The sequence below is a fragment of the Nostoc sp. genome, from assembly GCF_036917935.1.
In the GTDB taxonomy this organism is placed as follows: Bacteria; Cyanobacteriota; Cyanobacteriia; order Cyanobacteriales; family Nostocaceae; genus Nostoc.
The window spans coordinates 21,279-38,148 of record NZ_JBALEL010000058.1 but is presented as its reverse complement, the minus strand read 5'-3'; the positions used below and the strand labels follow the sequence as shown (position 1 = coordinate 38,148).

The following is a 16,870-nucleotide window of genomic DNA, read 5'->3' as shown; positions in this document are numbered from 1 at the left end:
GTGGGGCCCCCTCTGGGGATAAGGGGTAATGGGTATGGGGTATGGGGTATGGGTTATTCTCCTTCTCTCCCTGATCTCCCTCATCCCCACTCCTTACTTCCCATTTCTTAAAAGACAGTCAATATGCAGAGAAATAAGGCTTCAGTCCACTCAACGACTGCGCCGTAAGTATCTCCAGTGTGTCCGCCTAGTTTGTGGTTGAACCATGCACTAGTTAAAGTGGCGATCGCACTTCCAACAACTATCATTGTCAGTGCGAGAAATACTTGCTGTTTGTCTATCAGCACAAGTAAACCACTCAAACCAAACAACAACAACAATCCCGGTAACAAATCTTTGTAAGAACGAATGGCTTGTTTGTGAAATGCACCTTTACCAGTTGCTTTCAGATAAGGATATCGGGCGATCGCTAGTTGCTGTCCCCAACGTCCCCAGCCACAAGCAGCCATCAGCAATAACCAACGGTTTTCTGGCAGATCCGTCAAAGCTGTTATTTTTAGTATCACCAAGGCGATCGCTGCCATTGCCCCAAAAGCACCTGTAGCACTATCTGCCATCACCTCCAATCGCCGATCTGGGTCTCCCACTGCTAAACCATCGGCAGTATCCATTGCCCCATCTAAGTGCAATCCTCCAGTGATGGCAATCCAAACACTTACTACCAATGCACTACGAGTTAGTACGGGCATACCAATATAATCCATCCCCGTATCCAGCAACCCTAAAATGCCCCCAATTATCAACCCGACAAGCGAAGCAAGACGTGCCACTTCCCGAAAGTCCAATCCGTTTAAATACGGTAGTGGAATACTAGTGTAAAATATAATACTAGCTGCCAGCTTTAACAGCAGCTTTTTCCACCACTGTTGCTGTTTCGTCATCTGAATTACATTAATATTTGGTAAACTGCTGGATAATAGCCTTGATTTCGGTACAACCGACATGACCAGACTTTAAAAGTTTAGATAAGATTTACTTCTATCAGACATTCTCCTTGAAAATTTTGTTATCCTGGTCTAAGTGGTAAGTAAGTAATATTGAGTACTTTTTATACAAAAAGCGAATGATTTAGGAAGTTAAAATTCCATCAGGGAGCAAAATTTGTATTTTGTATTCCTTAACTAAAAACTTACTGCAAATTATTAGACGATTGCCCCACAAAATTGATATTTTTTTAAATGTAGGGAGTAAACAAGCTATTCAATTCTGACAGTTTAGCTATGTTGTCGCTCTCCTTAGCTCAATCGCTATTTTCCTATGAGTCACCATCTACCCGACACCAGGATACCAGCTCCGTGCATTATTAACACGGGCATCATTGTGAATAAGCTCGACATCCGGCGATTGCTGGCAGATTTAGGTCGAGTCCACTACATCTACACCCAAGAAGATAAGGTACTGAGCGAGGGTGAAGGGGATGTGATGGAAGTTTTTGCCAATCCGCAAAGGTCTACCTTAGTGGCTAACCGCGCACTATATCTGAATGTTTGTAGTTTTGATTACTTGGAACTAAAACAGTCGTCGCAACAAGAAACCTACTTCGATTTGATGCAAGAAGGAGTGTGTCTGCGGTTGATTCCCCGCTCAACGCCCCTACAAGAGCGACGAGAGCGAACCTTCAATGTCAGCGCCATAGAAGCGATGATGGAGCAAGTTCTCTCAGCCAGATGGGATGCAGAAATTGACGATGACTGTTCTGATTCTTTCTAAATAACAATTATTCCAGTATATACTCGTAAAGTTGGTAACTAGGTTAGTAGTGAATGCTTAAGTATTCGCTAAAACTCAATTACCAGTTTTTATTTTTGTCCATAATTTAGCCAAATAATATTAATTTTGCCCTAATACCATTTGGTTTTATGGCTGCTAGTTATGGATTTCTGAAACTCTTCACCAATTAGTGTTTCACAATCCAAAATCTAAAATCTAAAATCCAAAATGGCATGAGTGCGAATTTTTCTTTTGAATGTCTTGCTTGCTGTAGTCAGACAAAAGCTAGAGCCGGGGTGTTTTTCACCCCTCACGGTGTTGTCGAAACCCCCAGATTTATGCCCGTGGGAACGCTGGCAAATGTCAAAACTATTACCCCAGCCCAGCTACGAGATACTGGGGCGCAAATGATTTTATCTAATACTTATCATCTTCACCTCCAACCAGGAGAAGCGATCGTGGCTGGAGGTGGTGGCTTGCACAAATTTATGGGTTGGAACGGCCCAATGCTCACAGATTCGGGTGGGTTTCAGGTCTTCAGCTTAAGCGAGATGCGAAAAATTACTGAAGAAGGCGTAACTTTTCGTTCACCCCATGATGGACAAATTATTAATTTAACACCAGAGCTATCCATTGAGATTCAAAATACTTTAGGGGCAGATGTGATCATGGCCTTTGATGAGTGTCCGCCGTACCCAGCGACTCGCCAAGAGGTAGAAACTGCAACTGAGCGTACTTACCGCTGGTTAGAACGCTGTATAACGGCTCATCAACACAGTGAGCAGGCTTTGTTTGGGATTGTGCAAGGGGGCGTATATTTTGATTTGCGTTGCCGTGCGGCGGAAGCTTTGGCTAAGTTGGATTTGCCCGGATATGCCATTGGTGGCGTGAGTGTGGGAGAACCGCCAGAATTGATGGCTGAGATTGTAAAAGTGACAGCGCCACTTCTTCCACCCGATAAGCCGCGTTACTTAATGGGTGTGGGTACTTATCGGGAAATGGCGATCGCGATCGCATCTGGTATAGATTTATTTGATTGCGTAATTCCCACCCGTTGGGCCAGACATGGGACGGCAATAGTCCAAGGCGGACGCTGGAATTTAAAAAATGCTAAGTTTCGTGAAGATTTTACGCCCTTAGACGAAACTTGTCCTTGCTACACTTGTCAAAATTTTAGCCGTGCTTATATATCTCATTTAGTGCGATCGCAGGAAATTTTGGCTTATACCTTGTTAAGCATTCACAACATTACCGAACTAATTCGCTTTACGCAAAAAATTAGAGAAGCAATATTAAGCGATCGTTTTGTCGCAGAATTTGGTCACTGGCTCAACTCATCTGAATCAGCACCAGATGAGGGTGAAATTAGAAATGACTATTGACCAATGCTCGAGACCCAAACCATGTTAAGATACTTCTCAATTATGAAAGCTATGTTGGATAGGTGGATTTAAACAAACATGGAAGCAGCACTTTTATTAGCAAAACTGCCTGAAGCTTACCAAATCTTCGATCCTTTGGTAGACGTTCTCCCAGTTATCCCCGTATTCTTCTTGTTGCTTGCTTTCGTTTGGCAAGCAGCCGTGGGATTTAGGTAAGTTAATTTATTTTTCAATTTCTAGGACAGGTACTCTACCTGTCCTATTTTTTTGTAGCGCCATGTTTTATAAAGTTAATATTTATTAATATTTTGCAATGAATTATTATAATAAATAAGATGTTAATCAGTCCATGTCAATATGAAGCCTTGAAAGCCAAGCTTACAGTCAAGGAGGAATCAGTTATGGGTAATATCAAATTCGTTAAAGAAAATAAAGAAGTAGTGGCGGCGGATGGTGCAAATCTTCGGCTCAAAGCGATACAAAATGGTATTGATATATATACATTGATTGGCAAGATGACCAATTGCGGTGGTAATGGCCAGTGTGGTACTTGTGTTGTGGAGATAGTCGAAGGACTAGAAAATCTTTCCCCCCGCACAGACGTAGAAAACCGGAAATTCAAAAAAAAGCCGGAAAATTACCGTCTTGCCTGTCAAACTTTAGTGAATGGCTCAGTCAGCCTAGTCACGAAGCCTTAAGTTGTCAAATCTGCCATTGCTTCAATTTGTATCCAGTCAGTAGTCAAAATACTTACCAAAATTAAGTTTTCTCTCTACGAGACGCTATGCGAACATTTTGAATTTTGAATGCAAGAATTTTGAATTGGTATAACTAGGTCATCGATGATGCTATCCTAATGTTGTTGACTGGAATATTTAAGAGAGGCTTTCTTGCCATGCAAGTTAATGACCTGGGGTTCATAGCGAGCATTTTGTTCGTACTTGTCCCCGCTGTGTTTTTACTAATTCTGTACATCCAAACTGCTAGCCGCGAAGGTGGAAAAGATAGTTAAGAGTTTGTGTATAAAATAAATAACCCCTGCACCAATAGTGTAGGGGTTTTTATTTATCAACCAGCAACTTAGCGCTGAGTAGCAAAGACAAGACAAATCTTACTTTACTCTTCTATTACAACAATTATTATACTCAGTACTGTTTACTTTAAGCGATTGTCCGCGCCAACAATACCGGACAAGTGGCATTGACTCGAACATAGTCAGACAAGGAAGAACCGATGAGTCTGTCTATGTCAACAAAACTCTTAGCGATCGATGGACGACGATCTGGAGAACCGAGCAATAATAAGTCTATATTTAACTCTTCTGCCAATCGACAAATTTCTTCACCAGGTTTGCCACTGCTGATATAAGAACGAGATTGGATGCCTAGTTTTTCAGCTTCTGCAACTGCGGCTGCTAAAACTGGATTTTTGTCTGAATTAACTTTAGTTATTTCCGATTTTTTACCGCCAAAATCTGTACTAATATTTGCCAAAATTAACTCGCCACCTTGAATATCTCGGAGTAAAAACAGTGCCAATTTCAAGCATTTTTTTGCTGAGTCAGAGTTATCTATTGCCACCATAATGCGCTTAATTTTTTTAACATAAATGTCATCTTTTACCAGCAACATGGGGCGAGAAGATAGTTGGAAAACATACTGACTGACTGAGTTCGATAAAATCGATTGCAGTCGCTTCAGTCCGCGTGAACCCATAATAATCAAGTCAGCGTCGATTTCATCAGCTACTTGGCAAACCACATCTTTAGGGTCGCCTTCACGCAAAATTGAAGAAACTTGGCTAGGATCTAAATTCAAAGTTTGAATGGCATTCGCCAGAATTTTACCACCATTTTCCCATTTAGCCGTCATGGTAGCAGCAGCATTTTGTGCATGAACAACATGCAAAATTGTCACTTTTGCAGATTGAATTGAAGGGATTTCTTTCAGGGTTTTGAGCATTTCTTCTGCGTGTCCCAATCCCGATACAGCCAGCAAAATTCTTCTGATCATCTTACGTAATTTTTGTGAAGTTTACTTTTGTTTTCGCTGTTAGTACTTGGCTCTGGTCGGATTTTCACCGCCTTGCTCGACAACCTAGTTAGTAAGTTGGCACAAATAAACTTTGTTTTTTAGTATTTAACACTCAAATAAATGACCAAGGATAAAAAACTAAACAAATATTTAAGTTTATTTGCACTTAGTTACTTAAACTTTCAACTAGACTTCAACTATTCAGCATACTCTCAATTTAGTCTGATGAACTTAATAAATTATGATGTTAGGTATTATTTTTAATCTATGTTTACTTTTGTTAATTAGAGGTTAGTTAAGTATTGCAAATAAATGCCAAAATAACTCTAAAGAAAAATTAATCTAGTATAAGCCTTAACAGGCGATGTCTACGACGGGCTATGCCTACGCTTCCGACTTGAATAGTCTACACTCCACCTGAATTTCTCATATTATCTGCCTTTTTTAAGTCTTTTGCAGTTTTGGTAACTCAGATAGCATTGCTATATCCGAACATTCGCAAAATGTGGGATAAAAACATCTGAATTAGGATATTGTTATGGTCGAAATCATATTTAATACTATATTGAAACCCTCCAAATAGAATCTGGAGGGTTTGTTTGATTGGTTGTGAGATTTGCTTAACTTAGATGTGCCCCTGGTTGTCCGTTTTGGACTACAAAGGAAGCTAGGGTTTTGACTGAGGCATTCAAGTCAACAATGCTTGATACAACGCGATAGTCACTTTGCCAGCGTTTTGGGGTCAGGTTGCAGCGGACGTATCCTCGGTAAGCACCGTCAAAGAACTTAGTATGGGGATTATTAGTTAGGGCAGCTTGAGATGGAGCGATGAATGAGGTGGGAAAGTCAGAGGTAATTGATGTTCCGACAAACTCAGTGCCTACAGTTGGTGAGTTTGGGTTACTGAAATCAAGCTTCAAGTCGTGTACCCAACTAGAATGGATGTCTCCGCTAATCACCACAGGATTAGAAGGTTGACGTTGGTTGAGAAAATTCAGGAGCCGATTACGTGCAGCCACGTAGCCATCCCACTGATCCATATTGAAGACACCTACACCTGGACTACTATTGAAATTGTACTCGGCTAGCATAGTCTGTTGAGCAATCACATTCCAGCGCGATCGCGACTGATCTAAACCTTTTCGCAGCCACTGCTCTTGTTCTGAGCCTGTCATCGTAGCATTTGTATCAAAAGCTTGGGGACAGCGAGGCTTAAGTCCATCATCACAAGGTTGATTAGTGCGGTACTGCCTCGTGTCTAGTACATTGAACTCAGCTAAATTACCGAAAGTCAATCGCCGATAAAGCAGCGCGTCTGGGCCCTTGGGCAATGAAGACTGACGTAGAGGCATGTGTTCGTAGTAAGCTTGGTAAGCATTAGCTCGCCGTTTTCTAAAAGCCTCTTGGGTTTGGTTGTCTTCGGGGCTTAAGTTGGCATAGTTGTTGTCAACTTCATGATCGTCCCAAGTGACAATCCAGGGAAAAGCCGCATGAGCAGCTTGGAGATTTGGGTCAGTTTTGTACAGAGCGTGGCGATCGCGATAGTCTTTAAGAGTAATGATTTCTGGACTGTTATGCTGGCGCGGCCCACCAGACTGTGGCCCGTATTCGTAGATGTAATCACCCAGATGAACCACAAGGTCGAGATTTTCCTCAGCCAAATGCCGATAAGCCGTATAGTAGCCATTTTGCCAGTCTTGACAGGAGACAAAAGCAAAGTTCAGTTGCTGGGTATAGCTATAAAATGCTGGTGCTGTACGAGTCCGTCCAATGGGGCTAACTTCCTTACTTACTTGAAATTGATACCAGTACCAACGGTCAGGGTCTAGTCCACGGACATCAACGTGGACTGAGTGTGCTAACTCTGGTGTCGCTAGTACTGTTCCTCGCCGCACAACTCGTTTCATGTTTTCATCGAGGGCGACTTGCCACCGCACTGGGACATTTACCAGTGGCATTCCACCTCCAGAGAGTGGATTTGGAGCCAGTCGTGTCCAGATAACAACACCATCCGGCAAAGGATCGCCAGAGGCAATACCAAGACTGAACGGATAGCCAGAAAACCTTGAGCTAGCCAATACTGGATGCAATTGGCTAGCTACTGTTAACCCCGTTAAGAATCCTGCACCCAACAAAAAATCCCGCCGTCTGCAACGATTTGCTAGTAGGCGCGTACCATCCATAAGTTCCATATTCACCCCTTCCCAGATGTAAATACAGTTGGCAAATTTTAGGAGGGTCAGTTGTGAAAAGCACAAATAATGGCTTGATTTGACTTGTTTCCCAATTGCTGCTCAACCAAACACAAGGAACCTACCAACCCAGGATCAAGTAGAAATTAAGATTTTGTTAAGTTTAAAATTGAATTAGGGGATTGGGCATTGAAACTGGGAGAAATTTGTGGCGCATTTAGAGGATGTTTGAAAAGTATTTGGCTGTGATTTTAGGCACTTTGATCCCCCCTAACCCCCCTTAAAAAGGGGGGAACCAGAATCAAAGTCCCCCTTTTTTAAGGGGGATTTAGGGGGATCTAAAATGTTTTGATACCGACAAGAGGACTTTTCAAACAACCTCTTAGACGCACCATCAAAATAGTAAAGAATTTATGACAGTTAACGATTCAGTTTTGGGAGGGATTGAAAGAGTTAAGCAATTGCTGGCGCATGGAAAGGTTGAACAAAAAATTGATGCCCTTCTAGATGCTTTTGAGTATGGGGAAGCTGGCTTAAACTTGATTATTCAAGCTTTACAAAACTCAGAGGTTGATGTTCAAGAATCAGCTTATTGGCTACTTCAGGAAAGTACAGAGCCAAGAACTAAACTGGCATTACAGCTATACAACCCATATTTATTTTTTGAGTATCTTTTTACTATTGAAAGGTATACAGATGAAGTTCGCAGTATAGCTTGTGTAGATATAAGCCAAGAGTTGCAAACCTTAGTTACTTGTAATTATAACAACATAATTCAAGTGTGGAATATGAAAACGCAACAAGTAATATGCACATTCCAGCCAGAAGCAACGAAGGAATTTGATCAAATCGCTATCGCACCCAACAATCGCGTTTTAGGACTTTGGAATTGTAATGATTATGCTGAAGTGTGGGATATAAAAACAAAGGAAAAAATCTTTAATACACATAGACGTTCAGATTGGTTTTGGTATATTGCCTTTAGCCCAGATGGTCAATCATTTTTAAATGCTGTTGACGGAGAAAATTTTGAATTGTGGGATCTACAAGTAAAAGGTATAATTTCCTATATTTATATGTCCGATCTAGGTCATAATTTTATCTATTCAAATTCGCAAGTTTTAGTAACTGAAGAAAAAGACCTTGACCAAAAATATAAAATATGGGATTGGCAAACACAACAAGTAATTTGTACCTTAAGTCTTTCAGGGTATATGCCTGTAATTACTGTCAGTTGCGATCAATGCTTTTTACTTAGTGGTAGTCGAGAAAATGGAACCATTAAAGTGTGGAACATTCGGACAGGACATGAACTTTGTAGTCTCACAAGTCATTCATCGTCAATTACTGGTCTTGCAATTAGCTCAGATGGACAGAGACTATTTGTTTGGAGTGGAGACAGCACTGTTGAGGTGTGGGGAATTTAATTTTTCACGGTGATTTGAGATAGTTTTACTTCAGAATGCTTATAAATTACGAATTATTTAAAACCTACCATTTCCCTGAACAATGTGCTTAACGGTGGTCAAAGTTTCCAGGCTGATAAATCCCCGACGATGACCTTTTTGGTTAGACATACCGAGAAATACTGAATCTCCCCGCGAAGGGTTGCGGGAAAAACGCGGGGAAGTGTTGATGTAGGTAGAGGCACTGTTAACTCCCAAAGCAAACTGCCGACTTTCCTGGTAGGATTCAGTAACGATGGAGTCGGCATGACCACTGCTGTGTTCATTAATCCAAGCGATCGCAGCCTCTAAGCTATCCACCAGTTTAAAAGCTACTGTCCTGGTTAAATAAGGGTTTCCCCATTCGCCTTCCTTCACCAGCTGCAACTGGGGAAAGGCTTTTACTAGTTCTGCATCCCCTTTAATTTCAAAGCCTTTTTCCATCAAGCTGTTCCACAGAACGGCTAAAGATGATGGCAAGGCTTGACGATGAATGAGTACCTTTTCAATAGCATTAACTTGGTCTGGTTCACTTTGATGACTATTAAGAATCATCCAGCGCACCATTTCTAAGCTACTATTGGGCGACCAGTAAAGGTAACAGTTACCCATCGCTGACTTTAAAACTGGGCAAGTTGACTGTCGGACTACCTGCTGCACTAAGCTAGAACGTCCGTAGGGAATCACTAAATTCACGTACTGGTCTTGGGTAACTAAATCCCGAATCGAAGCACGATGTTCGGCTGTGATCAGTTCTACACAACCTGGTGGGAGTCCAACTTCTGCGATCGCATTTTGCAATGCCTCAGCGATGGCGGCGTTGGAATGGCTAGCTTCAGTACTGCCTTTGAGAATTATACTATTGCCAGTTTTAATACAAAAACCCGCTGCGATCGCCCCTAAATCGGGAAACGCTTCATAAATAAATCCAATCACTCCCAAAGGCATTAACTGGGTATAACTCTGGGAATCTTCCAGTTGATAATCAGCGGTTCTGACGCGTCGCAGCGGATCTGATAATTCCCCCAACCGTTGTAAAATGTCTACTGTCATCTCTAGCCTGGTGGGAGTCAGCTTTAGCCAGTCCAATATCAACTCTGGCACTGCCATTTCTCGACTCGCTTCTAAATCCAAGGTATTGGCTTCTAAAATGTCGTCAAATGAGCGCTCAAGCGCCTGTGCCATCGCCAATACTGCACGACTCCGGTCTGCTCCCTTTGTGATCCCCAACTTTAGGGAAGCTTGATAGGCTCGTTGGGCGCTAGTAATCGGTTCGGGGTGGTCATCCAAAACTTCAACAGTCATTGAGTTAACGTCTGTAGGTAAGCCAGACCATTAGCGCTGGCAGAATAGCCAATAGCACCGCCACCATTGCCCAAGCAATAATGCTGGAACCATTTGCTAATCGCAGTGCTAATGGCAGCCATATAATCACTAGCACGAAAATAATGCCAAGTGCTATAGGCAGATAGCTTTCTCCCAAGCGGGGATGGACAACATGCCAACTATTTCCCATCCAACGCCAAGCCCGTTTGTAGGGATAGGTGGTAGAAAGCTGTTCTAGGACATGACCATTATCTTCTACAACAAAGATTTGCTGACAGCGATCGCAACCAAATGCTTCTGTCAACGTAATCGGAATTAACTGACCCCGGCGACGACAGGGACAGGGGTATTCGGCATTGAAATCGATTCTTTCGGGTTTTTGAGATTGCACAAGCGTTCTAATAACTTGAGCGTGTTTTACACGAACTGCGAGAATATAATCACTTGGTAAATCCCTGATAAGGCTTCTTTCTTTATATACCTGGACAGGCGATGCAAACATCGACATGATTGCAAACAGTATATTTAGCCAAATCTAAGTATCGTAAATTAATCTGACTACGGAGTCATCTGTTTTTAGTCTTTCCCCGTAGCTGGCAATCTTGTTTACAAATTTCCTTCTCTTCATCTGTCGCTTTCAAGGTAATGTGGTTGCGTTTTTGGGCATTTATTATGCTGACACACCTGGTACAATTTTAAGAATACGTGGCGATCGCTCCTAAAACAAATCGTTTGAGAAGGCTACGCTCATAAACAACAGACATCAACAAACCCCAGATTTTCCTTTGGGTTACTATATATTACTATCCAGCTATCAAGGATAGATCGGGATTATGTCCAATTTCTATTCCTTGCAGTTTACAAGCGTTTCCAGAGCGGGAATTGCCAAAACATCCAGAGCGTGTGTGACTCTTTGCCCAAATAGATTATGGCTAACTTCACTGCGAAAAGACGTTTTGCACCTGACAACATTAGAAGTAGCCACCTTTAGTCCAGTGTAATACACCCTATACGAAACAAATTGATTACACCTATAAAGATTGTACTCAAGCTAATGAATATCTAAACTAATGTGAAGCTGGGTTTTATATTTCTTAGCAAGTGGGTAACACAATTTGAGTGGGCAATATCCAAATTGGGAGATTAGACGATTTGTTTGCTCGATCTGTCCACAGGAGTGGAGAGTGAATCGACAAACACTGAAATGCACCCTAAAAACACTAAACCCCTTAGAATTTTTAACTCTAAGAGGTTTTAGTTGGAAGCGGGTGACGCGATTCGAACGCGCGACATTCACCTTGGCAAGGTGACGCTCTACCACTGAGCCACACCCGCAATCAATTGCCATACACAAATATCTCAGATTTATCCCTTATTGTCAACCCCTTAATTTATTTTAGTCATTGGTCATTAGTCATTGGTCATTAGTGAATAACAAAGGACAAATGACTAATGACGCCTTAGCCTAGTTCTTCTGACTCCGCAGTTAAATTGCCGATGCTGGCACTTTGAAAAGAGGCTGGCAAAGACTGGCTATTACGAGAATATGGCTCTGCCAGGTTAGAACGCAGTTGCCGCATGAGGCTTGCCATTTCTAGGGCATTCAGGGCATAATCCCAACCATGATTACCTTTTATGCCTGCCCGTTCTAAGGCTTGCTGCATAGTATCTACTGTCAAAATGCCAAAAATTACTGGCACCCCAGTTTGAAAGCTAGCGGCGGCAATGCCTTTAGAAACTTCGGCGGATACGTAATCAAAGTGCGGTGTTTGTCCTCGAATAACTGCACCTAGACAAATTACAGCATCATAACGATGGGAAAGTGCTAGTTGCCGAGCTACTAAAGGTACTTCAAAACTTCCTGGCACCCAAACATAGTCCACCTGAGTACCTTGCGGGTTAGGATCTACACCGTGGCGTTTCAAACAATCTTGACAACCCTCTAGCAGCTTTCCGGTAACGAGGTCATTGAATCGACCAATAACCACTGCAAAACGCAAAGGTTCCGTTTGAGTAAAAGTTCCCTCGAAAACTGCCATGACTGCCTCTTTATCAACTATACTTCTGGCCAATATACATTTCTTATTTAAATGTAGAGGAGCAGGAAAGCGCGGTCAAAATTAAGTTAGTAGGAAAAAGAAAAAAATCTCTTGTTTCCCTTAACCTTTGACCTTGGCTTTTCTGCCCCTCTAGTTCTTATATTATGTGCCTGCGCCAGAGCGAAGCCGTCGCCTACACGACAAAAAAGTTTAACAAACCAACTAAAAATACCAAACCAATCCAGACACCAGAACCAACCCAGAGCAGTTTTTTAGATTCACCCCAATTTTGGGGAGTGGCGTAAGCAACTGGAACGCCCACAACTAGGACAAAGGACAACAGGACTAGACCTATCAAGGCAAATTGGAATATTATGGTCATTTTTGATTCTCCCAATACAGCGAAATAGTGATATGTCCTACATTAACAGTAAGCTGTACAGTGTAGGCTTCTCAGTGACTCCTGCGATCGCATAGGACATTTCCTGAGCTTTAGTTTTATGTCCCCGTGATACCCCAACGGAGACAATTTGATTTTTTCTTCCTTTCGTACCCCACAAATTTTACGACACAGGATGAATTGCTTATGACTTTTGCACTGATGTGTCAACCAATGGTAAATTTGCATTCTTTGAAAGGATGCCTACTCGTTTCACGTTGTCCAACGTTTCACGTAGGTTTCCCAGAGGGCTGTCTAGAGGTGTATCAACGACCGTGGCGGCGAGTAACCAATTAAATCATACAACGCCCCGATCATCTATATTCAGAATATTTGACAATTAAAGTGCTGACTCTCAGGGCTTAAGGGTGAGGCTTCTGCCCATTTTAGCTAAAGGGCGACACTGACACTTTTTTCTTGTTTTTAAGCTACCAGAAATTACAACATTTTAGTCCTTTGTTTAAGTACCGATGACTAATGACTACTTAACTATGGATTTAATTCTTTGCCACACGACAGCTGATTTTGACGCATTAGGAGCAGCAGTAGGGTTAACGCGCCTACTACCGGGAAGCAAGATTGTGCTGACTGGCGGTTCTCATCCTCCTGTACGGGATTTTTTAGCATTGCATCGGGATGAATATCCGCTGATTGAACGCCGTTCGGTGAATCCAGAAAAAATTCGCTCTTTGACTGTGGTGGATACACAAAAGCGCGATCGCTTGGGTAAAGCTGCTGAGTGGTTAGATTTACCCAATCTAAAAGAGATTATAGTTTATGACCATCACTTAGGACAAGAATCAGATATTTCCGCCACGCGATCGGATATTTCCGCAGTAGGAGCTATAACAACTTTAATTGTGGAGCGATTGCAACAACAGCAAATTTCTCTCACTCCTGCTGAAGCAACTGTGATGGCTTTGGGTATCCACGTTGACACTGGCTCCTTGACCTTTGACCAGTCCACACCACGGGATGCTTTAGCTTTGGCTTGGTTGATGGAACAAGGTGCGAGTTTATCAGTAATTTCTACCTACCGTGACCCTGGCTTGTCTTTGCAATTGCAGCAGCTATTAACTAAGGCGCTGGAAAATTTAGAATATCTTTGCCTACATGGATATACGCTTGCTTGGGTAACTATAAAAACTGAGGGTTTTGTACCAGGGTTATCGAGTTTGGCATCCGAACTCGTGGAATTAACCGAAATTGATGCCCTACTGTTGGCTAATGAATATGCTGTGGGTGAAAGTGATTCACGCTTAACTGTAATTGGGCGATCGCAAATTCCCAAGACAAATCTTAACCTATTATTCCAACTCTTGGGTGGCGGGGGTCATTCGCAGGCCGCATCGTTAAACTTACGCCAAGTAGATTCGCAGGCAATATTAAAACAACTCCTTGACGGGGTAAAAGCACAAATTCCCCATCCCCCCACAGCTAGGGATTTGATGTCTTCTCCTGTCCGCACGATTCTGCCTGAAACCACAATTGCCGAAGCCCAGCGCATTTTATTACGCTATGGACACTCTGGTTTATCTATAGTCGATACTCAAGGGCAACTAGTAGGTATTATTTCGCGGCGGGATATTGATATCGCCTTACACCACGGATTTAGTCATGCACCAGTCAAGGGCTACATGACCAAGAATCTCAAAACGATTACACCAGATACGACATTGCCACAAATTGAGTCGATGATGGTGACTTATGATATTGGACGCTTACCAGTATTGGAAAATGAACAGTTAATGGGCATAGTCACCCGTACTGATGTCTTACGGGAATTACATCAAAACAGTGCGGTTAGCGGTAACGGGGCGTTTAGCCCGTTCCCAGTGCTGAGCTCTGAGTCTCAATCATTACTCACAAACCAGCACTTAGGACTTAGGATGGAGTTGCAGAATAAACTTGCTCCTCAATTGTGGCAATTACTCACCACAGCATCGCAAGAGGCAGAAAAACGGGGTTGGCATCTTTATCTAGTGGGCGGTGCGGTGCGGGATTTGCTATTAGCAGAAGCAGTAGCGGACACCTTGATAATTAAAGATATTGACCTCGTAGTTGATGGCTTTCATAAATCAGCAGATGTGGGTGCTGGTGTAGAATTAGCAAAGGCACTCCAACAACTTTACCCTACGGCTCGCTTAGAAATCCACGGGGCTTTTCAAACTGCGGCTTTGTTGTGGCACAAAGACCCAGAATTAGATTCTCTATGGGTAGATATTGCCACCGCTAGAACAGAATTCTATCCTTATCCAGCCGCAAATCCAGAAGTTGAGGCGAGTTCTATTCGTCAAGACTTGTATCGTCGAGATTTTACCATCAACGCCGTCGCCTTGCGCCTGACTTCTCCTCGTGCTGGTGAATTACTCGATTTCTTTAGTGGATTACTAGATTTACAAGCTAGGCAAATTCGGGTTTTGCACGCCAATAGCTTTATCGAAGACCCCACCCGCATTTTTCGTGGTGTGCGCTTTGCAGTGCGCTTCGGATTTGAGATTGAACCGCAAACTGAAGAGTTTATCCGCTATGCCATTAACAGTGGTGTTTACGATCGCACTTCCCAAGAGAATAGCAGAACTCCAGCCCTGCAAACTCGACTGAAAACAGAACTAAAACACATCCTAGAAGCCCCCTACTGGAAATCAGCTTTACAGTTACTCGATAATTTAGGGGCATTGCAATGCATCCATCCTACTCTGAAGCTAGATGTGGAAGTCCTACGACAATTACGTTTGCTAGAACGCTGTTTGCGGCGATTTGACCCGCAACCAACCCTCATCCATTGGGAAATGCGCTTAGAAGCGTTAATCGCCCATCTAACACCAGAATATCGGGCAAAAGTGGTAAAGAATCTGCAACTGCAAGAGGATAGCATTAAACGCTTACAAAACTTGGCTTCTGCCCAAACTGAGGTAATGGAATCTTTGCCGAAGTATCAAAGTCCCAGTCAGGTAGTGCAGTTGTTGCGACAATACGATTTACCAATGCTGATTTTAATCGCGGTGCAAAGTCTGCAAGAGATTAGACATCAAATTTGGGAATATTTAACTGTTTGGGCTAATGTGCAGCCACTACTGAATGGCAATGATTTAAAGAAACTTGGTTACAAACCAGGGCCGCAGTATCGGCAAATATTAGATGATATGCTTGCTGCTACCTTAGATGGAGTAATTAAAGATAAGACTGAAGCTGAGGAGTTTTTAGCGCAACACTATCCTAAATGAAATATAGGACTAGTATTTGATTTTTGAAATGCACGTAGTGGACTGTCTAGGCTTTAATAGTGCATTAGACGTAGACTTTTGTTGGGTGGAGGCTTTGCGTAACCCAACATATATCAGGATGTTGGATTGCGCTCCGCTCCACCCAACCTACACTCATGACAGTTCACTACAAGACTACCGAGATTTTTTCAGAAATCAAATATGATTCCTATAGCTGTGGTCTAAATTGTATCTGGATCGATATTTAACTCCCGCAGTTTTGCTGCTAAACGTTCTGCCTTTTGTTCGGCTTGTTCTGCTTTTTGTTGTGACTGTTCTGCCTTTTGTTGTGACTGTTCTGCCTTTTGTTCGGCTTGTTCTGCTTTTTGTTCAGCTTGTTCTGCTTTTTGTTGTACCTGTTCTACCGTTTCTTCCGGTGTTGGTACTAGTTGCCCATCTCGTGTAAAAAACCGCAATAAACCTTCATAAACTCCCAAATATAACCCTAGCTGATGACTCCACAAATATCCTTGTTCACTTGCTTGTAGAGGTTGATATTCTCCATCTACTAAATGAAATCCCGCAAATTCTTGTGTGTAAGGGTCAAACCAAAAATAATCGGGTGTGCGGAAAGTGTCTTGATAAATTGTTTTCTTTAAACCTTTGTCAGTATTAGCTGTTGAGTTAGACAAAATTTCTAGAATTACATTCGGATATTTGCCATCTTCTTCCCAGACTACCCAACTTTTGCGGGTTTTACGTTCAGTTCCCAGCACAACAAAAAAGTCTGGCCCTCGGAAGTATTCTGATTTGCGTTGGCGGGGACTGTAGTAGATAGTTAGATTTCCCGCCGCATAGAAATCATTTCTATCTCGCCACAACCATTCCAGACATGTTAAAAGTAGGATTATTTGCCGTAAATGCAGTTCGCTTTCCAAGGGAGGTTCGTCACTATATAAATCACCAGGGGGAAATATAACATCTTGGCAGATGCCTTCTTGAGAATCTAATTCTTGAGCAATGGTCATAGAATGGATACGGCATCAAGTAGTTATTAATTTATTTTACCACTGTCGTAGTTAGCGATCGGTCTGACGG

General features: G+C 42.4%; 15 protein-coding genes and 1 tRNA gene. 7 read left to right on the top strand and 9 right to left on the bottom strand.

All coding sequences use genetic code 11. The features are described 5' to 3' along the window. Positions 1-107: 107 nt before the first annotated feature. Positions 108-881: an adenosylcobinamide-GDP ribazoletransferase gene (gene cobS, locus V7K62_RS24495; protein WP_334868776.1), complete on the bottom strand. Its 774-nt coding sequence runs from the start codon at positions 879-881 to the stop codon at positions 108-110. A 376-nt stretch (positions 882-1,257) separates the two neighbouring features. Between cobS and V7K62_RS24490 the strand changes: the two genes are divergently transcribed. The 5 genes from V7K62_RS24490 to psbM all read left to right on the top strand — a co-directional run bounded on the left by V7K62_RS24490 (position 1,258) and on the right by psbM (position 4,104). Continuing rightward, positions 1,258-1,710 carry a hypothetical protein gene (locus tag V7K62_RS24490; RefSeq protein ID WP_334868647.1) on the top strand — a complete coding sequence of 151 codons (453 nt, stop codon included), beginning with the start codon at positions 1,258-1,260 and terminating at the stop codon, positions 1,708-1,710. A gap of 233 nt (positions 1,711-1,943) precedes the next feature. Further along, entirely contained in the window at positions 1,944-3,092 is a 1,149-nt protein-coding gene (gene tgt / locus V7K62_RS24485; protein ID WP_334868645.1) for a tRNA guanosine(34) transglycosylase Tgt, read from the top strand. Between the two features lie 78 nt (positions 3,093-3,170). Then, entirely contained in the window at positions 3,171-3,308 is a 138-nt protein-coding gene (locus V7K62_RS24480) for a photosystem II reaction center protein K (RefSeq protein WP_006195022.1), read from the top strand. 185 nt (positions 3,309-3,493) lie between these two features. After that, positions 3,494-3,790, top strand: a complete 297-nt coding sequence (locus V7K62_RS24475) for a 2Fe-2S iron-sulfur cluster-binding protein (RefSeq protein ID WP_334868643.1) — start codon at positions 3,494-3,496, stop codon at positions 3,788-3,790. Between the two features lie 197 nt (positions 3,791-3,987). Then, positions 3,988-4,104, top strand: a complete 117-nt coding sequence (gene psbM / locus V7K62_RS24470; protein ID WP_084227279.1) for a photosystem II reaction center protein PsbM — start codon at positions 3,988-3,990, stop codon at positions 4,102-4,104. 148 nt (positions 4,105-4,252) lie between these two features. Here the strand turns inward: psbM and V7K62_RS24465 are convergent, their stop codons facing one another. Both V7K62_RS24465 and V7K62_RS24460 read right to left on the bottom strand, forming a co-directional pair. Further along, on the bottom strand, positions 4,253-5,104 hold the full coding sequence (locus V7K62_RS24465; RefSeq protein ID WP_334868641.1) for a universal stress protein: 852 nt from the start codon (positions 5,102-5,104) through the stop codon (positions 4,253-4,255). 641 nt (positions 5,105-5,745) lie between these two features. After that, positions 5,746-7,317 (bottom strand): alkaline phosphatase D family protein, encoded by a 1,572-nt coding sequence (locus tag V7K62_RS24460; protein WP_334868639.1) that lies wholly within the window; start codon positions 7,315-7,317, stop codon positions 5,746-5,748. A 413-nt stretch (positions 7,318-7,730) separates the two neighbouring features. Between V7K62_RS24460 and V7K62_RS24455 the strand changes: the two genes are divergently transcribed. Beyond that, on the top strand, positions 7,731-8,744 hold the full coding sequence (locus V7K62_RS24455; protein ID WP_334868637.1) for a WD40 repeat domain-containing protein: 1,014 nt from the start codon (positions 7,731-7,733) through the stop codon (positions 8,742-8,744). A gap of 57 nt (positions 8,745-8,801) precedes the next feature. Here the strand turns inward: V7K62_RS24455 and V7K62_RS24450 are convergent, their stop codons facing one another. From V7K62_RS24450 to psbZ, 5 genes are all read right to left on the bottom strand, one after another. Beyond that, entirely contained in the window at positions 8,802-10,067 is a 1,266-nt protein-coding gene (locus tag V7K62_RS24450; protein ID WP_334868635.1) for a glutamate-5-semialdehyde dehydrogenase, read from the bottom strand. A gap of 4 nt (positions 10,068-10,071) precedes the next feature. Continuing rightward, on the bottom strand, positions 10,072-10,479 hold the full coding sequence (locus tag V7K62_RS24445; RefSeq protein WP_334868774.1) for a hypothetical protein: 408 nt from the start codon (positions 10,477-10,479) through the stop codon (positions 10,072-10,074). 872 nt (positions 10,480-11,351) lie between these two features. Beyond that, positions 11,352-11,423, bottom strand: a tRNA-Gly gene (locus V7K62_RS24440). Between the two features lie 125 nt (positions 11,424-11,548). Continuing rightward, positions 11,549-12,127 carry a 6,7-dimethyl-8-ribityllumazine synthase gene (gene ribH, locus V7K62_RS24435; RefSeq protein WP_334868633.1) on the bottom strand — a complete coding sequence of 193 codons (579 nt, stop codon included), beginning with the start codon at positions 12,125-12,127 and terminating at the stop codon, positions 11,549-11,551. Positions 12,128-12,320: 193 nt separating this feature from the next. Further along, complete coding sequence (psbZ, locus tag V7K62_RS24430) at positions 12,321-12,509, bottom strand: photosystem II reaction center protein PsbZ (protein ID WP_179068007.1); 189 nt, start codon at positions 12,507-12,509, stop codon at positions 12,321-12,323. A gap of 548 nt (positions 12,510-13,057) precedes the next feature. On the opposite strand from psbZ, the gene V7K62_RS24425 reads away from it, so the two are divergent. Next, on the top strand, positions 13,058-15,793 hold the full coding sequence (locus V7K62_RS24425; RefSeq protein ID WP_334868772.1) for a CBS domain-containing protein: 2,736 nt from the start codon (positions 13,058-13,060) through the stop codon (positions 15,791-15,793). 221 nt (positions 15,794-16,014) lie between these two features. Here the strand turns inward: V7K62_RS24425 and V7K62_RS24420 are convergent, their stop codons facing one another. Continuing rightward, on the bottom strand, positions 16,015-16,800 hold the full coding sequence (locus V7K62_RS24420) for a Uma2 family endonuclease (protein WP_334868631.1): 786 nt from the start codon (positions 16,798-16,800) through the stop codon (positions 16,015-16,017). Positions 16,801-16,870: the final 70 nt, after the last annotated feature.